The sequence below is a fragment of the Schaalia odontolytica genome (assembly GCF_005696695.1).
GTDB lineage: Bacteria > Actinomycetota > Actinomycetes > Actinomycetales > Actinomycetaceae > Pauljensenia > Pauljensenia odontolytica_C.
This window is the reverse complement of the sequence record NZ_CP040006.1, coordinates 774,877-793,525: the sequence shown is the minus strand read 5'-3', so window position 1 is coordinate 793,525 and position 18,649 is coordinate 774,877. Positions and strand designations below refer to the sequence as shown.

10 protein-coding genes are annotated in these 18,649 nt (G+C 66.9%); 3 read left to right on the top strand and 7 right to left on the bottom strand.

Going from position 1 to position 18,649, the window contains the following annotated elements; all coding sequences use genetic code 11:
- Positions 1–2: 2 nt before the first annotated feature.
- Positions 3–1,400: a dihydrolipoyl dehydrogenase family protein gene (locus tag FBF35_RS03420; RefSeq protein WP_060566674.1), complete on the top strand. Its 1,398-nt coding sequence runs from the start codon at positions 3–5 to the stop codon at positions 1,398–1,400.
- 192 nt (positions 1,401–1,592) lie between these two features.
- Here FBF35_RS03420 and FBF35_RS03415 read toward each other — a convergent pair whose 3' ends face one another.
- A complete protein-coding gene (locus tag FBF35_RS03415; RefSeq protein WP_060567180.1) occupies positions 1,593–4,028 on the bottom strand; it encodes a S8 family serine peptidase in 2,436 nt (811 codons plus the stop codon).
- Between the two features lie 250 nt (positions 4,029–4,278).
- Positions 4,279–5,553 carry a DUF5692 family protein gene (locus FBF35_RS03410; RefSeq protein ID WP_060566672.1) on the bottom strand — a complete coding sequence of 425 codons (1,275 nt, stop codon included), beginning with the start codon at positions 5,551–5,553 and terminating at the stop codon, positions 4,279–4,281.
- A gap of 167 nt (positions 5,554–5,720) precedes the next feature.
- On the opposite strand from FBF35_RS03410, the gene FBF35_RS03405 reads away from it, so the two are divergent.
- Positions 5,721–6,764, top strand: coding sequence for a hypothetical protein (locus FBF35_RS03405; RefSeq protein WP_060566670.1), 1,044 nt, complete (start codon positions 5,721–5,723; stop codon positions 6,762–6,764).
- Positions 6,764–7,801, top strand: a complete 1,038-nt coding sequence (locus tag FBF35_RS03400) for a DUF5692 family protein (protein ID WP_060566668.1) — start codon at positions 6,764–6,766, stop codon at positions 7,799–7,801. Before FBF35_RS03405 ends, FBF35_RS03400 begins: the two co-directional genes overlap by 1 nt.
- 358 nt (positions 7,802–8,159) lie before the next feature.
- Here FBF35_RS03400 and FBF35_RS03390 read toward each other — a convergent pair whose 3' ends face one another.
- From FBF35_RS03390 to argS, 5 genes are all read right to left on the bottom strand, one after another.
- A complete protein-coding gene (locus FBF35_RS03390; protein WP_003793182.1) occupies positions 8,160–8,429 on the bottom strand; it encodes a ribbon-helix-helix domain-containing protein in 270 nt (89 codons plus the stop codon).
- A 159-nt stretch (positions 8,430–8,588) separates the two neighbouring features.
- Positions 8,589–12,923: a S8 family serine peptidase gene (locus FBF35_RS03385; protein WP_060566666.1), complete on the bottom strand. Its 4,335-nt coding sequence runs from the start codon at positions 12,921–12,923 to the stop codon at positions 8,589–8,591.
- A 238-nt stretch (positions 12,924–13,161) separates the two neighbouring features.
- Positions 13,162–15,183: a S8 family peptidase gene (locus FBF35_RS03380; RefSeq protein WP_060566663.1), complete on the bottom strand. Its 2,022-nt coding sequence runs from the start codon at positions 15,181–15,183 to the stop codon at positions 13,162–13,164.
- 367 nt (positions 15,184–15,550) lie between these two features.
- The gene (lysA, locus tag FBF35_RS03375; RefSeq protein WP_060567178.1) at positions 15,551–16,951 is read right to left on the bottom strand and encodes a diaminopimelate decarboxylase; all 1,401 of its coding nucleotides are present in this window, start codon (positions 16,949–16,951) and stop codon (positions 15,551–15,553) included.
- A 4-nt stretch (positions 16,952–16,955) separates the two neighbouring features.
- The gene (gene argS, locus FBF35_RS03370; RefSeq protein ID WP_060566661.1) at positions 16,956–18,635 is read right to left on the bottom strand and encodes an arginine--tRNA ligase; all 1,680 of its coding nucleotides are present in this window, start codon (positions 18,633–18,635) and stop codon (positions 16,956–16,958) included.
- Between the last annotated feature and the right edge of the window lie 14 nt (positions 18,636–18,649).

The following is an 18,649-nucleotide window of genomic DNA, read 5'->3' as shown; positions in this document are numbered from 1 at the left end:
ACATGTCCACGAACGCAATCGAGAACGTCGACCTGCTGGTTGTCGGCGGCGGCAAGGCCGGAAAGTCCCTCGCGATGGAGCGCGCGAAGGCGGGCTGGAAGGTCGCCATGGTGGAGCGCCAGTTCGTCGGCGGCACCTGCATCAATGTCGCCTGCATCCCCACGAAGTCGCTGGTCAACTCGGCTCGTCGCCTCAGTGACGCCCGCACGGACGAGGCGTTCGGCATCGTCGGCACCGAGGGCGCGCGCGTGGACCTGGCCAAGCTCCGCGCCCACAAGGAGGGCATCGTCGGCGCCATGGTCGGCGCGCACGAGAAGATGTTCGCAGCCCCCGGCCTGGACTTCATCCGTGGCGAGGCTCGTTTCACGGGCGAGCGCACGGTCACCATCGCGCTGGAAGACGGCGGCGAGCGCACGATTCGTGGTGAGCGCGTCCTCATCAACCTCGGTTCGCGCCCGGCGCGTCCCGCGATCCCGGGCCTGTGGGAGTCCGGCGCGTGGACGAACGAGGAGATCCTGCGTCTCGAGGAGCTCCCCTCCTCCCTGGCGATCATCGGCGCCAGCTACATCGGCGTGGAGTTCGCGTCGATGATGGCGACGTTCGGCGTGGACGTCACGCTTATCTCTTCGGGTGATCACGTGCTGCCTCGCGAGGACGAGGACGCCGCCCGCGTCGTCGAGGCGGGCCTGGAAGCCGCCGGCGTGCGCATCGTGCCCGGCCGCGCTGAGTCTGCCTCGCGCGAGGGCAACACGACGACCCTGACGCTCTCCGACGGCTCGACGGTGTCCGCCGAGGCGGTCCTGGTGGCCGTGGGTCGCGTGCCCAACACGGACGGCATCGGCCTGGACGAGGCCGGGGTTGAACTCACCGATCGTGGTTTCGTCGCGGTGGATGAGCACCTGCGCACCTCCGCTGAGGGCGTGTGGGCGGCCGGCGACTGCGCGGGCACCCCCATGTTCACGCACGCGTCCTGGTCGGACTTCCGCATCATCCGCGCGCAGCTGACCGGCGCGTCCCTGGACGATGCGACCACCACCACGAAGGGCCGCACGATCCCCTACGCCGTGTTCGCCACCCCCGAGCTGGCGCGCATCGGCCTGTCCGAGGGCGAGGCCCGCGAGGCCGGCCTGGACGTGCGTATCGCCAAGGTTCCCACGGCCGCGATTCCGCGCGCCAAGACGATGCGCTACGCGGGCGAGGGCTTCTGGAAGGCCGTCGTGGATGCGAACACGCACCAGATCCTGGGCGCCACGCTGATCGGCCCGAACGTCTCCGAGGTCATCACTGCCGTGCACGTCGCCATGGCTGGCGGCCTGACCTACGAGCAGCTGCGCTTCCTGCCGATCGCGCACCCGACCATGGGCGAGGGCCTGCAGGTCCTCTTCGACTCCCTGGGCTGATCCGCCCATCGCGCCCCTGGGCACCGTTGGGGGCGCGCCCGGATCCCTCCCGGGACGCGTGAGGGAACAAACGGGGCGGGTCCGAACGCTAGGTTCGGACCCGCCCCTGTTTGTCTTCAGTTGGGCGCTGTCAGCGCTCAGCCCGGGGTTCGAGGCCGGAACGTCCCAGCCCCGGCCTCGTCCCCTTTTGGCTCAGCCGAGCCACGCGCCGGAGGGCGCGAAGTGGTAGCGCGTGCCATCGATGGAGACCCAGCCGGTCACCATCTTGCCGGAGGCGTCAAGGTAGTACCAGGTGCCGCCGTCGTTGACCCAGCCGATCGCCATCGCGCCGTTGCCGGTCAGGTAGTACCACTTGCCGTTGACGGCGGTCCAGCCGGTGGCCATGGAGCCGTTGCCGGTCAGGTAGTACCAGTAACCGTCCACGTTGACCCAGCCGGTCGCCATCGCGCCCGAGGCGTTCAGGTAGTACCAGGAGCCGTCGACGTCAACCCAGCCGGTGGCCATCGCGCCGGTGGCGGGATCGAGGTAGTACCAGGTGCCACCCACGTTGGCCCAGCCCGTCGCCATGCGGCCGGACGGAGTCATCCAGTGCCACGCGGCATCGAAGGTGACCCAGCCGGTCGCCATCACGGCGTCGCCGTTGAAGTAGTAGGTGGCGCCGTCAATCTCGATGTACTTGCTGCGGGCGCAGTAGCCGTCGTTGTAGCAGTACTTCCAGCCATCGGTGCTGTTGGTCCAGGCGCCGCCATCGCGCAGGGATTCATCCACGCGGAAGTGAATCGAGTCCTTGACGTCGTCATCGGCGCGGGAATCCTTGTTGCGCCCCTCGGCGACAACCGTGACGTCCACATGGGGGGCGTCGCCGATCAGGTCGGTGGCGTTGTAGGGGCCGGCCACGAGCGTGACCTCGTTCCCCTCGAAGGCGCCCGTGCCGGTGCCGGTCACGGCTTCCTTGTCGCCGACCTTCAGGGAGGCCTTGGTGACGGGGCCGGAGACCGTGGTGCGCACGTAGACGGTACCGGAGACAGACGCATCGGCCAGCGGACGCCAGTCGGTGGCACCGTCGTGGGAGTACTCAAGGCTGCCGAGGACGGGCTGCGGCTGGTCCTTGAGGACTGCGGCCAGGGCGTTGACGAGGCCGGCGCCGCGGTATTCCTTACCATCCTCGGGCGCAGCGAGGCGGTCGTAGGTGTAGCCAGCCTGCTTCTTGAGCAGGGCGATCGTCTGGTCGGGCGTGTAGTCCGGGTGGATCTGCTTAATCAGCGCGGCGACGCCCGCAGCGTGCGGGGAAGCCATTGAGGTACCCGACAGGTAACCGAAAGGCGGATCCTTCTTCCAGGTCGGCAGGGTCGACCAGATGCGCGAGCCGGGGGCGGCCACGTCCACGGAGGTCTTGCCGTAGTTGGAGAACTTGGAACGCTCGAACTTGGCCGTGGCCGGGTCGGTACCGGTGGGCAGGGCGACGGCGGCCACGGAGACGACCGAGTCGTTGACCATGGCGGGCACGTCAATGCCGCCGGCCACGTTGCGCTCGACCGCGGCGCCCTCGACGTCGTTCGGCGAGGCCTTGTCGATCGTCGGGTTGTCGTGGTCGTCGTTGTCGTTACCCTCGGCGGCGATGTTGACGACGCCGTGGTTCTTCGCGTAGCGGATCGCGCGCGAGGCAGCCTCAAGGCCCGCGGCCTGGGAGCCCTCGGTGGGCATCCAGAAGGCGTAGGGGTCCATGTAGTAGCTGGAGTTCGTCACGTCGATGTCGTGCTCGGCAGCCCAGTCGAAGGCGCAGGCCACATACTCGGGGTAGAAGGAGCCGGCCTCGTTCGAGGTCTTGATCGCGACGATGGTCGCGCTGGGGGCCACGCCGTCCACGCCATAGGCGTTGTGCGCGGCGGCGATAGTGCCGGCGACGTGCGTGCCGTGGTAGTGGTCATCCTTCCAGTCCGCGGGGTTCTGGCTGGGGATGCCGTTGATCTGGCAGCCCACGGAACGCGAAGCGTCCAGGTGCTCCTTGAGGTCCTTGTGGTCGGGGTCGATGCCGGTGTCCATGACGCCGACAGTCACGTTCTCGAGGGGGACGTCGACCTGCTGGGCCTCGAGCGCGCCGACGGCGGCCAGGCCCCAGGCGTTGGCGTCGCCCTCGTCGGGGGTGAAGTCGTTGAGCTGGGAGTCGGCGGACAGGCCGGTCGAGCGGGTGCCCGCGGCGTCAGCGACGGCGTTGGCCTCGGACGCGGTGGTCTGCGGCTGCTCGGTGCGCACCTCGGAGCCAGTGACCGTCTTGTAGCGGGTGGGGCCGATCGACTGGTAGGAGATGCCGGCGTCGACGAGGCTCTTGCCGAGCGTCGGGGCGAAGGAGGCCTTCACCGACTGGACGAAGAAGGTGTTGAATTCGGGGTACTGGGCCAGGACCACACCATTTTCCGAGGCCTTGGAGACGGCCGCGTTGAAGTCGTAGTGGGAGGCGTCGGCGGTCAGGTTGACCGCGTAGTTCATGACCTCGTCCTGGGCGCGAGCCTCGGAGGTGATCCCCGGGACGCCCGCCGCGTGGGCGGGGGCGCCGAACGCGGTGAGCGTGACGCCGACAGCGAGCGCCGCGCCTCCCGCGATGAGGGTCTTCCATGAGCGTTGATGCATCATTGTTCCTCGTTTCTGTACAGATGGGGACGCGTCTCCGGGGCTTTCCGGATGGCACGCCATTGCTCCATCGTCTCAAGGTTTGTCAACAACCTCCTAGAGAGTTTCACAATTTAAGAATTCTTGACCTTTTGGTGAAGAAGTGGAGAGGATGGCGCCTCAGCGAGGACCACCCCCTCCCCCACACATCCCACACCACGCGAGGAGCATCTGGCCCGCAAACCACTGACGGCTCCGTTTTGTCGCCTACCTACGAGCGCTTTGACGGGTGCCGCCGATCCTCTCCCTTCCACCAGGGCATCCAGGCACGGTAGCCATCAGCGGGCGGCGTGGGCGAGTCGGACTCGAAGCCGAGCTCCTCGGGGGTTTCTGGGATTCTGTCGACGAGGAAGTACTTGTCCTTGTCGTCGCAGTGCTCGCGCACGATGGTGCGGAACTCGGCCAGCTCGCAGTACAGGACGCCCGTGATCGGATTCCTCTTGTACGCCACGATCTTGTACAGCCAGTAGGCGAAAAGCGCGACGTTGGCCGCGAGCGCCAGGGCCGCGCACGCGATGTTCGCGCGCGGGTCCATCGTCGCGAAGTTGAAGATGTCCGAAGGAGGGACCAAGACCTCGGGCAGGAGGGTGTTCATGGAGATCCAGAAGACTAGCGTGAAGCAGCGGAACCAGATCCACTGGCCCTTTGCCCACGTGAACGCAGGGATCGTGCAGGCGAGCAGCAGAGCGAGCGTGCAGTACCACGTGTAGTCGGCCAGCGAGTTGTACAAGAACGCGTGGTTCCACAGGTCGTAGGCGATCACCCACGGCCACACCATGTCCACCCAGATGAGGCCTCGCACGGAGCGCTTCCCGGGCGAGGTCACGATGATCTTGCCCAGGCCCGTGATCGTGATGATGTTGAGCAGGCCGGCCGCGGCGGACAGCAGGTTCCAGTAGCCGCCAATCGTGCGGAAGCCCGTCTCCGGATCGATGCCGACGTGGCGGGCGGAGAGGTTGGCGGCGACCTCCTGATACCACTGCTGGGAGTGCAGCTCGGCGGTGACGCCCCTGGCCTCGGGCAGGCCGGCAATCATGTCGATCGTGTGCGCATCGTTGACGCCCTTCAGGCACTGCCAGTCTGCACCGCACGCGTAGTACGCATCCGCGTTGAAGTAGATCGTCAGGTCGCGGATGTTCGCCTCCATGATGTTGACGGCCAGGCCGATCCACAGGGCCACGCCCAGCCAGATCGCGTACTTGTGGGCCTTGACCGGGTTGCGCTTCGCGTACACCAGCACCGTGCCCGTCATGGTGGCTGTCAGGATCATGATCGCGTACTTGCCGAACGGGAACCACCCCACCATGGGTGTCCCGTGGATCCACGCGTATGGCATGAGGGCGATGCCGCCGACGGTCCACACGGCAAAGATCGTCCAGTTCCACCGCCGGTTAATCTCCGCGACGACGATCTGGGCAGCGAGCACCAGCAGCCAGATGAGATAGACCTTGGGAGTCCCAAGCTCCCACAGGAAAAGCGAGTCCACGGCATTCTCCTTCGAACGCACAACCGGGCTAATAGTTGTCGGCTATCATAATCCGAAACACTAACCTAGTGTGCGGGGTTCACCGTCAAATCCCCATCGTTCCGGGGCTCCCCACGAGCCAGCGCCAGCGCGGGCGCCCCTCGTCAATTCCTCAAGGAGGAGGATCCATGACACGCCACCGCCTACCCCGTCGTACCCTCTGCGCCGCCGGCCTGACCGGCACCGCCGCGCTCCTGGGAGGCATGTACGCCTTCAGCCAGCTGAGCGGCAAGGCCACGCCCGAGGAGCAGGCCTGGCACTACCCGGGCGACGACCTCATCGACGCTAACTACGACAACGGCTACTCCTCGACCTACGCGATCACGATCGACGCGCCCGCCTACGCGGTGTGGCGACTCTTCAAGCAGATCGGCGCGGAAAAGTCCGGATCCTTCTCCTCGGAGTTCCTCGAGCGCGTCTTCGCGCGCCTGCCCTTCTTCAACTCCTACGAGATCCAGGAGGAGTTCCAGCAGCCCGACTCGATGGTGCCCGGCGACATCGCTGCCTTCGACTTCCACGGCATGTCGATGGAGTGGGCGGACGTCGTGCCCGGCAAGTACATGGTCCAGTGGGTCGACACGAAGAACCCGCCCAAAGCACCCGGCTCCTACGCGTTCCGATTCCCCGGGATGACGCACTTCGCGGCCGCCTGGTGCTTCTACATGGTGCCCCTGTCGGGCGGGCGCACGCGCCTCATCAACCACTGGCGCATCGGCTACGAGCCCGCCTCCCCAGCCATGAAGGCCCTGAACTGGATCAACATCGAGTTCATCGGCGGGTGCATGACCCACCTGCAAAACCTCTACGTCAAGCGCGTCCTCGAGTTCAAGAAGAAGCAGCACCTGACGGGCCGCTTCATGCGCGGGATGCTGGGCGGGCGATTCTTCAACTCGGGCACGCCCGCCGGGCGCTACGACAACACTCCCCTGTTCGAAGACACCTTCACCCAGTGGTTCCGCTACGGACGGTCCGCCCCGGCCGTCGCCGAGATACGTCCGCCCGTCACCGACGACCCGTCGTGGCCGCCGACGGGAGCGGACAGCCCGTGGGCTGGCGAGGTCGACTTCTCCTACTTCGAGGGCTGGACCGAGCCGGCCTTCTCCTGGGAGGAGCAGATCCGCCAGAAGATGGAGCGCACCTACCTGCCCAATTGGGGGAAGGAGCAGCGCTGATGGGCACCGTCACTCCCCCGGACTACCCGACGCTCTTCTTTTTCGAGGTCGGCCAGTGGTGGGACTACGCGATGCTCCTCCTCGTCATCGTGCTCCTCGCCGGCGGGGCGTGGCTGGCCCAGCGCAACATGTGGGTGGTCCTCGCGCTCTTCGTGGTCGTGCCCATCGCGCTGACCATCTTCTGGTGGCCGCACTCGACGGCGGGGACGGCCTCGGCGGGCTGGTTCCCGATCGTGAAACAGTACTCGGCGCTGGCGGGGTCCCTGTGCCTCGTCGCCCTGCAAGTCTTCCCGAGGCTGCGCTACAACCGCTGGTACCTGATCATCCCACCCGCGATCCTGGCGGTGAACATCGCCGAGGCCGTGGTGCGCGACTTCCAGTGCTACGGGATTCACGGGGTGGATCCCTCGCAGGGGATGGTCACGTGGGGCGGGCCGTGGAACATCATGAACGGCATTGCCGGCATCTTGAACCTGCTCGCCATCTCCGGGTGGGTCGGGATCTTCATGTCCAAAGGCAAGGAACGCTCCCTCATCTGGGGTGACCTGACGATCGGGTGGATCATCGCCTACGACCTGTGGAACCTCGCCTACGTGTACAACTGCCTGGCGGACCGGGCGTGGTACTCGGGCGTGGCGCTACTGGCCTCGTGCACGATCCCGGCGCTCATGAAGTTCGGGCGAGGCGCGTGGATCCAGTACCGGGCGTACACGCTCACGCTGTGGTCGGCCGTCGTGCTCACGTTCCCGCATTTCATGCAGGATTCGATGTTCGCCCACCGCAGCGCCCACAACCCCTGGGCGATGGTCATCCTCTCGGCGGCCGCCCTCGTGGCGAACGTGTGGGTGTTCGCGGCGCACGTGCGCACGATCGTCTCCAAGCGGCGTAACCCGCTCACGCAGGAGGTCCACGCCGACGAGGCCACCTACGCCTCGTGGGTCCGTGACCTCGCCTCCGATGAGGACAAGGAGCTGATCGCCGCACGCCTGGGCACAACGCCCGAGAAGGCGGGCTTCACGTCCGCCAGAGAAAGGTAGCGAAGCGGCATTTTTGCGCGGCTGTCCTCCGATCGCCCCCTTGTGCAGGTCGGAGGGCAGCCACGTTCATTAAAGGCATTCTCGCGCCAAGAGGCTGCGAGAAAGGGACTATCGAAGTTCCTCTAGAAATTGCGGACGTGCCTTCATCGCATGAATCAGGAGTTCACCGCCACTGTCAAAAACCAAGACGACCATTTCCAGAACGCGTCCAGATTGATCAATACCCACCACGAGCCACCGCCTGGGGTCATCCTCATCATCGAGGGGTCGAGAGTTCAGGGCATGCTCATAGGCATACAGGACGGACTCATCGGTGAGCCGGTCGCGCCCAAAATGCTTGCGTGCACTGGCGTGCAGTTTAGGCGACATGGGTCCACTCACGCACCGCAGCACGTATCGCGTCGGAACGGCTATCGATCCCCTCAGAAGCAGCACGTTCCATCAGCGCGCTGAGCGTCTGCTCGTCCAAACGCACCGTGACGGCCACTCCCGGCCCCTTCCCGACGGAAGGACGGCCCGGACGCGGGGGCGCCAGCTTGGTCAGGTCATAGCCGCGCTCAGCCTCATCAGCCCACGCCTGAATCTGTTCATCGCTGACGGGCTTTCCATGAAGAAGACGCTCACTCATACGAATATCGTATACGAAATTGTCGCTTTACACTATCGAATTCATAATGGCGATCCAACTCGGAAAACACCCTCCCCACACATGCGAGGGGCCGCGCACGAGACATCGTGCGCGGCCCCTCACCATCTCAACCGGGAAGGAACCCCGGCCTCGTGATGTTTACTCCTGGAGGCGACCCTCGTCGTCGAACACGTAGCGCGTGCCGTCGATCCAGCGCGCCCCGGTCACCATCGCCCCGGAGGAGGAGAGGTAGAACCAGGAGCCGCCGTCCTTCACCCAGCCGGTGCTCATCGCGCCGGAGGTGGCGAAGTGGTACCAGGAGGATCCGATGCGTGCCCAGCCTGTGGTCATCGCGCCGGAGTCGGACAGGTAGTACCAGGTGGAGCCGTCGCGCATCCATCCCGTGCGCATCGCGCCCGAGGAACCCAGGTAGTACCAGGTGTCGCGCACCTTGGTCCAACCACTCGCCATCTCGCCACTGATGGGATCCAGGTAGTACCAGGTTCCGCGCACCTGCATCCAGCCAGAGGCCTGGCCGCCGGAGGGTCCGTAGTAGAACCAGTGGCCGCCCTCGCTGACCCAGCCGGTCACCATGTACCCGCGGGCGTCGAAGCGGTAGATCGCCCCGTCGATGCGCAGCTGCGTCGAGGTCGGGTAGGTACCGTCCTCGTAGCGCCACCACCAGCCGAAGGCGCCGGAGACCCAGCGGCCCGAGCGGGCCTCGTCGGGGCCGACCTGGTCGGGGCTGACCGTGAAGGGAACCTGGAGCGTCGCATCGTCGTCGGCCCGCGAGTCGTTGTTGCGGCCCATGGCCTCGACCGTGACCGTCGCGGCGCCCGCGAAGCGTCCCGTGCCGTTCGGGTGGGACACGTCCACGCCGTCGGCCTGCAGCATCACCGAGTTGCCCTCGAAGGCGCCGTTGCCCACGCCGGTCACGACTTCACGCTCACCGACGAGGAGACGCGCGGAGGTCACCGGACCGCTCACCGTCACGCGGATGGAGACGCGTCCGGCGACGCTCTCCCCCGCCAGCGGCTGCCACGTGGTGCCATCGGTGGAGTATTCGACGCTGCCGATGACGGGCTTCGCCTGGTCCTTAAGGACGGCGTCCAGGGCGTTGGGCAGGCCCGCGCCTCGGTACTCGCGGCCCTCGACGGGCTTGAGACGATCCCAGTTCGACGGATCCCCCGCCTGCTTCTTGGCCAGGGCGATGATCTGCTCGGCATTCATCTCCGGGTGGACCTGGCGCAGCGTCGCGATGACGGCGGCTGCCAGAGGCGAGGCCTGCGAGGTGCCGTACAGGTTGCCGTAGGCCTTGCCGTACCAGCTCGTCAGCGGCGCGTAGATCTTCGCGCCGGGGGCGGCGAAGTCGATGCTGTTCGCACCCCAGTTCGACCAGGAGGCCGGCTCGAGCACGCCGGTGGCAGGGTCGGCACCCTCGGGAAGCTGCAGGGCGGACACGGAGAGCGTGCCGCGCAGCTTCGGCGGCATGTAGACCGCGCCCGTCACATCGCGCTCGTGCGCACCCCAGGTGTCGCCGGGGGCCGAGTCGTCGGTCGTGGGCAGGTTGTCCAGGTCGGTCGAGAAGTTACCGGCGGCCACGACGTTGATAACATCCTTCGAGGTCGCGTAGTCGACCGCGCGCTGCACAGCCTCCTGGCCCGCGGCCTGCTCGGGGTCGTTGGGGAGCCAGTACTTCCACGGGTCCACGTAGTACGAACCATTGGTCACCGAGATGCCGTGCTCAGCAGCCCACACGAAGCCACACACGATGTACTCGGGGTAGAAGAATCCGCCGTTACGCGAGGCCACGTTGATCGCGGCGATGCGCAGCGTCGGGTTCACGCCGTCCACGCCCACGCCGTCATGCTTCGCAGCAATCGAACCGGCCACGTGCGTGCCGTGGGTCGCGTCGTCCCAGCGCCACGCGGCGGGGTCGCGGTTCGGGATGCCGTTAAACGAGCAGGACACAGACTTGTCGTGATCGACCTGTCCGACCAGGTCCGGCACGGTGTCATCGATGGACTGGTCCATGATGCCCACCGTGACGGGCGCGCGCATGACGTCCACGCCTTGCGCCTCGAGGGCTCGCAGGGCTTGGAGGTGCCATCCGTTGCCGGTCTGCGGGTCCGGGGTGAGGGCCGCGTCCTGGTCACTCTGTGCGCCCTGCGAGCGGGGCGCGGCCGCAATCGCCGCATCCGCCGCAACTCGGGTCTCGTAGGAGATGGGAACCATGGCCTCGTTACCGCCGACGGGCGCCTGGCGGGTCGGGCCGATCGAGTCGTAGCTGATGCCCTCCTTCACGAGCGCCGCGCCCAGGTCGGGCGAGAAGGTGGGCGATGCCGACTGCACGAAGAACGTGCCGAAGGCCGGGTACTGCGCCAGCAACAGGCCACCGTGGAACGAGGCCTGGGCCGCCGCACGCTGGAAGGTGGCGTTATCGGTGCCCTTGGGCAGGTTGACCGCGTAGTTGGCGGGCAGCTGGTCGTTGCTGCGCGCGGGGGCGGTGATGCCGGCCTTGGCGGGGCCCGACGGCGCGGGCGCGTCGGTGTCTGGCGCGGGGGCCGGGGTCGCAGCGGCGTTCGGGTCGCGCGAGACGGTGAAGACGGCCTCGCGGCCCGTGTCGTCGTCGGCCTGGCGATCGAAGTTGATGCCGGTGGCGCTGACCTGGACACGGGCGGTCACGGAGTCCGTGCCCTCGGGCAGCAGTGCGCTGAGATCCACGTTTTCGATCGAGGCACCCAGTGCACTATCGAAGAACTTGCCCGAGCCGTCGCGGTCGACGGATGCCAGGCCGGCAACATCCATGTGCAGGTGGCTGATCGGGGCGATCGCCTCGGTGTAGAAGGTGACGGGGCCGGCCGGCAGGGTCGCTCCGTGCACGTCCTTCCATTCGCCCTTGCCGACCCGGTACTGCAGGGTCTGGACGGTCGGCTGAGGCTGGTCGCGGCGCATGGTGGTCAGCGCGTTGATGAAGCCGTAACCGCGGAATTCCTTGCCGTCCTCGGGCGCTTCCAGGCGCGTGTATTCCATGGCGGCCTGCTTGCGCATGAGGTCGGTGATCTGCTTGCCCTGGAATCCCGGGTGGATCGACTTAATGAGCGCGGCGATGCCCGTGATGTGGGGCGTGGCCATGGAGGTGCCGCTGGTCTTGGCGTAACCCGAGGAGAAGATCGACGTGGGTACGGTCGAGTAGATGTCCTGCCCCGGCGCGGTGAAGTCGACGCTCTTGCCGTAGTTGGAGAAGTCGGCGCGCTTGAGGTTCGCCCATTCGGGCTTGGTCTCGACGTTGGTGCGCGTGGCGGCGCTGACCTGGCTGACGCCCTCGACCATGGCGGGGACCTTTACGCCGTCCTTCACGGGGCGGTCCTTGATCGGGGTGTCGAGGTCGGTCGGCGACCCGCTGTCGGTCGTGACGTTGTCGTTGTCCATGCCGTCGTTGCCCGCCGAGGCGATGACGGCCAGCCCCTTACCCTGCGCGTATGCGATGGCGCGGGTCGCGGCCTCGAGGCCGGCAGCCTGCTCGGGATCGCTCGGGCTCCAGTAGACCCAGGGATCCATCGAGTAGGAGTTGTTGACGATGTCGACGCCGTGGCTGGCGGCCCACATGAAGCCGCAGGTCACGTACTCGGGGTACATGAGCTGCTCGTCGTTGGAGGCCTTGATGGACACGAGGGTCGCGGTCGGCGCAATGCCATCGATGCCGATGCCGTTGTGGTTGGCGGCGATGATGCCCGCGACGTGTGTGCCGTGGAAGTAGTCGTCACGCCAAGACCCGTAGGCCTGAGAAGGGATGCCGTTGTGCCCGCAGGAGACGGAACGGGAGGTGTCGACGCGACCCACGAGGTCAGGGTGCGTGTCGTCGATGCCGGTGTCGATGACGCCGACGGTGACGGGCGCGTGAGCGATCGGCACAGCCGCGGCGTCGGTGGCACTCATCGCCTGGGCTCCCCAGTTGACGACCTCCTCGGGTTTATCGGCCTCGGTCGCACTCTGTCCGCGCAGGGAGGACGGGCCACCCGACTGCGCTCCGGATTGAGCGCCCGACTGGGCTCCGGACTGAGCCGGGCTCGCCTCGCCGGACTGCGGGGCCGGCTGTGGGTCGGGAGCGGCCTGGCGCTCCCCCTCGGGCACGGCGGCCACGCGCGTCGGGCCCACCGAGTGCACGGAAATTCCGGCCTTCCCCAGGGCTGCGGCCAGGTCCGGGGCGAACGATGCCGACTCGCTCTGGGCAAAGAACGTTCCCAGCTCCGGATAGGAGGCCAGCGTGACGCCACCGGCGGATGCGACGAGCGAGGTCGCGCGCGCAAGGTCCTCGGCGCTGGCCTGAGGGCTGAGGTTGATGGCGTAGTTCATCAGGCCGGCGCTGGCGCGAGCGGGCGCGATGAGGCCGGTGCGATCGTCGGCCCGGGTGGGTGGGGCGGTCGCTGTGGCCACGCCCATGGACAGGGCGAGGGCGGCGACGAGCCCGATGCGTGCAACATTGCGGCGCATGGTTCCTCGACTTTCAGTTGTGGGTCTGGCGAGTACGACAATGTACCCATCAGAACTATCATGCTTTAGTTTGTCACTCGCCACAATTTAGCGTCACTTAAATTGGTCAACACCTGGCCAGAGGCACGAATTTCAAGTAACCACTCCCCTGCCCGCCTATGCCCAACTCTCACGACAGCAAGGCGGGGCCGCGCACCCTCAGATGCGCGTCCCCGCCTTGACAAGCAGCCTCAGACACCTACTGCATGCGACCGTCCGGGCCGAAGGTGTAGGTCACACCATCCACCTGCCGAGTGCCGGTGACCATCGCACCGGACACGTCCAGGTAGTACCAGGACCCACCGTCGTTCAACCAGCCAATTGCCATCGCGCCGGAGGGCGTGAGGTAGTACCAGGCACCATCGACGTAAGCCCAACCGGTCACCATCGCACCCGAAGCGCTCAAGTAGTACCAGGCATCATCGACATAAGCCCAACCGGTCACCATCGCACCCGTGGGGGGTTCCAGGTAGTACCAGGTGCCATTCACGTTGGCCCAGCCCAATACCTGGGCCCCCGAGGCCTCGTGGTAGAACCACCGGCCACCGTCAAGCACCCATCCGGTCACCATGTAGCCGCGTGCATCGAAGCGGAAGGTCTCCCCGCGGATCTGAATCGAGGTCGAGGCCGGGTAGGTTCCGTCCTCGTAGTAGTACCACCAGCCTGTGGCATCCTTGACCCACTCACCAGCCATGGCCTCGTCGAACCGTCCCAGATCATCCGTCACCGCATCGAGCGCATCGAGGAAGCCGTAGCCTCGGTACTCCCTGCCGTCGATCGGCTCATTGAGGCGTCCGTAATTAGCCTCAGCCTGCCTCTCCATCACCTTGATGACCTGGGCGCCCGTGAGCTCCGGGTGCACCGACTTGATGAGGGCCGCGACGCCCGACACGTGCGGGGTCGCCATGGAGGTGCCGTCGGCGACCGCGTAGCCGCTGCGGTAGAAGAGCGTCGTGGCCGTGGAGTAGATCTGGTCGCCCGGGGCGGCAAAATCAATCGTGCGACCGTAGTTGGAGAACTCGGCGCGGCCCAGGGACAGGCCCGGCTTCACGTTGTACGCCTGACCGACCGCGCTCACCTGGGCGACGCCGTCGAGCATGGAGGGAACGCGGATACTGCCTTCCACCGCGCGATTCTTCGTCGGCGTGGGAACGTCGGTCGGTGATCCGTTGTCGATCCACGGATTGTCGATATCGACGCCCTCATTGCCGGCCGCCGCGATGACGGCCAGTCCCTTGTCCTGCGCGTACTTGATCGACCGCGTGGCCGCCTCGAGGCCCGCAGCCTGCTCCGGGTCGGTCGGGCTCCAGTAGACCCACGGGTCCATCGAGTAGGAGTTATTCACGATGTCCACCCCGTGGCTCGCCGCCCACATGAACGCACAGGTCACGTACTCGGGGTAAATGAGGCGGTTGTCATTGGTCGCCTGAATGGCAACGATGGTCGCTTCAGGGGCGATGCCGTCGATACCAATGTCGTTATGGTTAGCCGCGATAATGCCCGCGACGTGCGTGCCGTGGTAGAACTCATCGCGCCACCCATAGAAGTCCTGCGTGGCAACGCCGTTCACCGAGCACTTCACGGAACGCGACGTATCGACGCGCCCCTCCAGGTCCGGATGCGTGTCCTCGACGCCGGAGTCCACGACCGCGACGGTGACGGGGGCGCGCTTGACGTTGACTGCCTCGGCCTCGCGCGCGTGCATGGCGACGGCGCCCCAGTTGAAGATCTCCTCGTTCGCTTCAGCGGGAGCGGCGCTCGCGGTCTCATCGCGCATGGAATTCAGGCCGCCTGCCGCTCCCGACTGCGGGGCGGGGGCCTCGTCCTTCTTGTCGGTGGGCAGCTCGACGCGCTCGTAGTAGAGGACAGGGGCCACGCGCGTCGGGCCGATCGAGTGGATGGAGATGCCGGCCTGTCGCAGGGCGGCGGCCAGGTCGGGCGCGAACGAGGGCGTGGCGCTCTGCGCGAAGAAGGTACCAATCTCCGGGTACGAGGCCAGGGCGGCGCCACCGGCTCCGGGGACGAGGGCGAGGGCCCGCTGGAGGTCCTCGGGGTTCGTGCCCGCGAGGTTGATCGCGTAGTTCATCTCGTCGGTGTCGGCGCGGGCGGCGGAGACGAGTCCGGGCTCCTCAGCACGGGCGGAGGGGGCGTTCACCGCGGCCACGCCCATGGACAGGGCGAGAGCGGCGACGACGCCGATGCGTGCGGCAGTGCGGCGCATGGTTCCTCGACTTTCGATTGTCACTATCAGGATTTCGACTGCATTCACAGCTGCGTCCATCATCCTAGAGTTTGTCAGTAACAACAAAACCTAGGCTTACCTAAGCCCACCCCCCAAGACCGCTCCCCAAGATGAATCCCACCCCTCAATCTCGCACATAATTTCCCTTGGTCAGAATTTGCGCACACCCACAAACGCTGCAATTCCAACGACGTAATTTCAAAATTCGAAATAGCGAGACGGGAATTACGTGCGAAATTTGGGGGAGCACAAAACGGGGAGCGTACATGAAACGGGGAGCACCCGTAGGTGCTCCCCGTTTCGTCACTCGGCTTGTTGCAGGCCGGCGGTTACTCCGGGCCGGTGTTTACTCCAGGCCGGCGTCGAGGGCCAGCAGATGGTCGACCGTCTGCGGACGGATGAACCAGCGGGCCACCCCATCCTCGACGGCGAGCACGCCCGGCTTCGTCAGCATGTTGTAGTTCGAGGCCATCGAGTAGCCGTACGCGCCGACAGCAGGAACGGCCAGCAGGTCGCCTCCCGTGATGTCGGCCGGCAGGTCGATGTCGCGGATGATGATGTCACCGCTCTCGCAGTGCTTGCCGACGATGCGGCAGCGCGCCAGAGACGAGGCCTGCGCGGGGTCACGGTTCGCGAGCGTCGCCGTGTAGGCCGCGTCGTAGAGGACCGGGCGGATGTTATCCGACATGCCGCCGTCGATCGCCACGTAGCGGCGCACTCCCCCGTCTTCCAGGGAAATGTCCTTGACGACGCCGACGCGGTAGAGCATGACCATCGACGGGCCGGCGATCGAGCGGCCCGGCTCGACGGACACGTGCGGGATCGGCAGTCCATGGTGGGCGCAGCGCTCGCGCACCACGGTCGCCAGCGCACGGGCAACCTCAACCGGGGAGGTCGGGACCGGATCCTGGCCCGTGTAGGCGATGCCCACTCCGCCGCCCAGGTCGATCGCGGGAACGTCCAGACCCAGCTCGGCCTTGAGGAGCGCCGCGAAGTCGATGACGATACGCGCGGCCTCGGCGAAGGCCTCGGTCCCGAAGATCTGTGAGCCGATGTGGCTGTGCAGGCCCCGGAAGTCCAGGTGCGCCGCATCCTTGATCGCGGCCACGGCCTCGTAGGCCTGGCCGGTGGCCAGGGACAGACCGAACTTCTGGTCCTCGTGGGCGGTCGCGATGTACTCGTTGCCGCCCGCGTGGATGCCGGACTTCAGGCGCACCATGACGGGCGCGACGACGCCGAGGTCAGCGGCGATGCGCTCGATCTGGTGAACCTCGTCCATCGAGTCAATGAAAATGCGGTGGATACCGGCCTCGAGGGCGAGGCGGATCTCCGCGTCCGATTTGTTGTTGCCATGCAGGCCGATGCGGTTGGGGTCTACCCCGGCGCGCAGGGCCAGGCTCAGCTCGCCGAGCGAGGCGGTGTCGATACCCAGGCCCTCGGCCGCGACGAGGCGCGCGACGTCGGCGCTCAGGAAGGCCTTGCCGGCGTAGAAGGCGTCGCCGCCGCTCATGCCGTAGCCATCCCAGAACTCCTCGGCCATCGCCGAAGCCCACACGCGGGCGCGGCCGCGCATGGCCTCGACGTCGAGCACGAAGGTGGGCGTGCCGAAGTCGGCAGCGACGCTGGTCAGGTCGACGCCTCCCACGCGCAGCACGCCGTCCTCCCGACTCGCACTCCACGGCCACAGGTCGGGGCGCTCATCGGGGGTCGGACAGGTGAGGGTAGCGACGTTTTCCGTCTCGCTCACCAAGTCACATCCTCTCGGGGGCGCTCACACCGAGGAGGCCGAGGCCGGTGCGCAGCACCTGGGTGACCGCGTCGTTGAGCCAGAGGCGGGCGATGTGGCCGGGCTCGACCGGGTCGTCGCCGCGAGGCGTCACGCGGCACTGGCCGTACCAGGCGTGGTAGGTCGCAGCCAGGGACTCCAGGTAGCGGGCGATGCGGTGCGGCTCGCGCAGCTCGGTCGCCTGCGCAACCTGCGCGGGGAACTGGGCGAGGGCGGCCAGCAGGGCCTCGTCGGCCTCGGAGTCGAGGGCGGCCGGGTCGAAGCCGGCGTCGCGGGTGACACCGTGATCGGCGGCGTTGCGGGCGACGTTGCAGGTACGCACGTGGGCGTACTGCACGTAGTAGACCGGGTTGTCGTTGGAGTGCTGCGAGAGCAGGTCCAGGTCAATGTCGACCTGCGTGTCCATCGACACGCGCACGAGGGCGTAGCGCGCGGCGTCCACGCCCACAGCATCGACGAGGTCGTCGAGGGTGACGATCGTGCCGGCGCGCTTGGACATGCGCACGGGCTCGCCGTCCTTGACGAGGTTGACGAGCTGGCCGATGAGGATCTGCAGGTTCTCGCCCGGCTTGTCGCCGAACGCGGCGCACATCGCCATCATGCGGCCGATGTAGCCGTGGTGGTCGGCGCCCAGCAGGTAGATGGCGGCGTCCGCGCCACGCTCGCGCTTATTCAGGTAGTAGGCGACGTCGCCCGCGAAGTACGCGGCCTGGCCGTCCGACTTGATGAGGACGCGGTCCTTATCGTCGCCGTAGGTGGTCGTGCGCAGCCACACCGCGCCACCCTCGTCGAAGATCTCGCCGCGCTCACGCAGGCGCTCGATTGCCGCGGCAACCGCGCCGGAGGTGTGCAGGGACTCCTCGTGGAAGAACACGTCGAAGTCTGCCCGGAAGGTGTGCAGACGCTCCTTGATCTCCGCGAACATCAGCTCGACGCCGCGAGCTCGGAAGACCTCGATGGCCTCTTCTTCGGGCAGGGTGATCGGGTCGGGCTCGCCGGCCGCGCGCGCGTCGGCGCGGACCTGGTCGGCGATGTCGGCGATGTACTGGCCGCCGTAGCCGTCCTCGGGGACCTCGCGGCCCATCGCGCGGGCGTAGAGGGAGTGCGAGAAGCGGTCGATCTGCGAGCCGTGGTCATTGAAGTAGTACTCGCGGGTCACAGCTGCGCCGGAGGCGGCCATGAGGCGGGCGAGCGAGTCGCCGACGGCTGCCCAGCGGGCGCCACCCAGGTGCACGGGGCCGGTCGGGTTCGCAGACACGTACTCGAGGTTGATCGAACGGCCCGAGAGGGTCTCGTTGCGGCCGTACGCAGCACCGGCCTCGACGATGGTACGAGCCAGCTCGCCGGCCGCACCCGCGCCCAGGCGGATGTTGATGAAGCCAGGGCCAGCGACCTCGACGGAGTCGATACCGTCGGCAGCGGCCAGGTCGTCGGCGAGGATCTGCGCGAACTCGCGCGGCGCCATGCCAGCCTTCTTACCGAGCTGCATCGCGACGTTGGTCGCCCAGTCGCCATGCTCGCGCACGCGCGGGCGCTCCACGGTCACGGGGTCGGGGACCAGCGAAGGGTCGATCGAAATGCGACCGGCGGCAGCAGCGTCCAGCAGGGTCGCGCGGATGAGAGTAGCAAGTTCTTCAGGAGTCACCCCTTTAGACTACG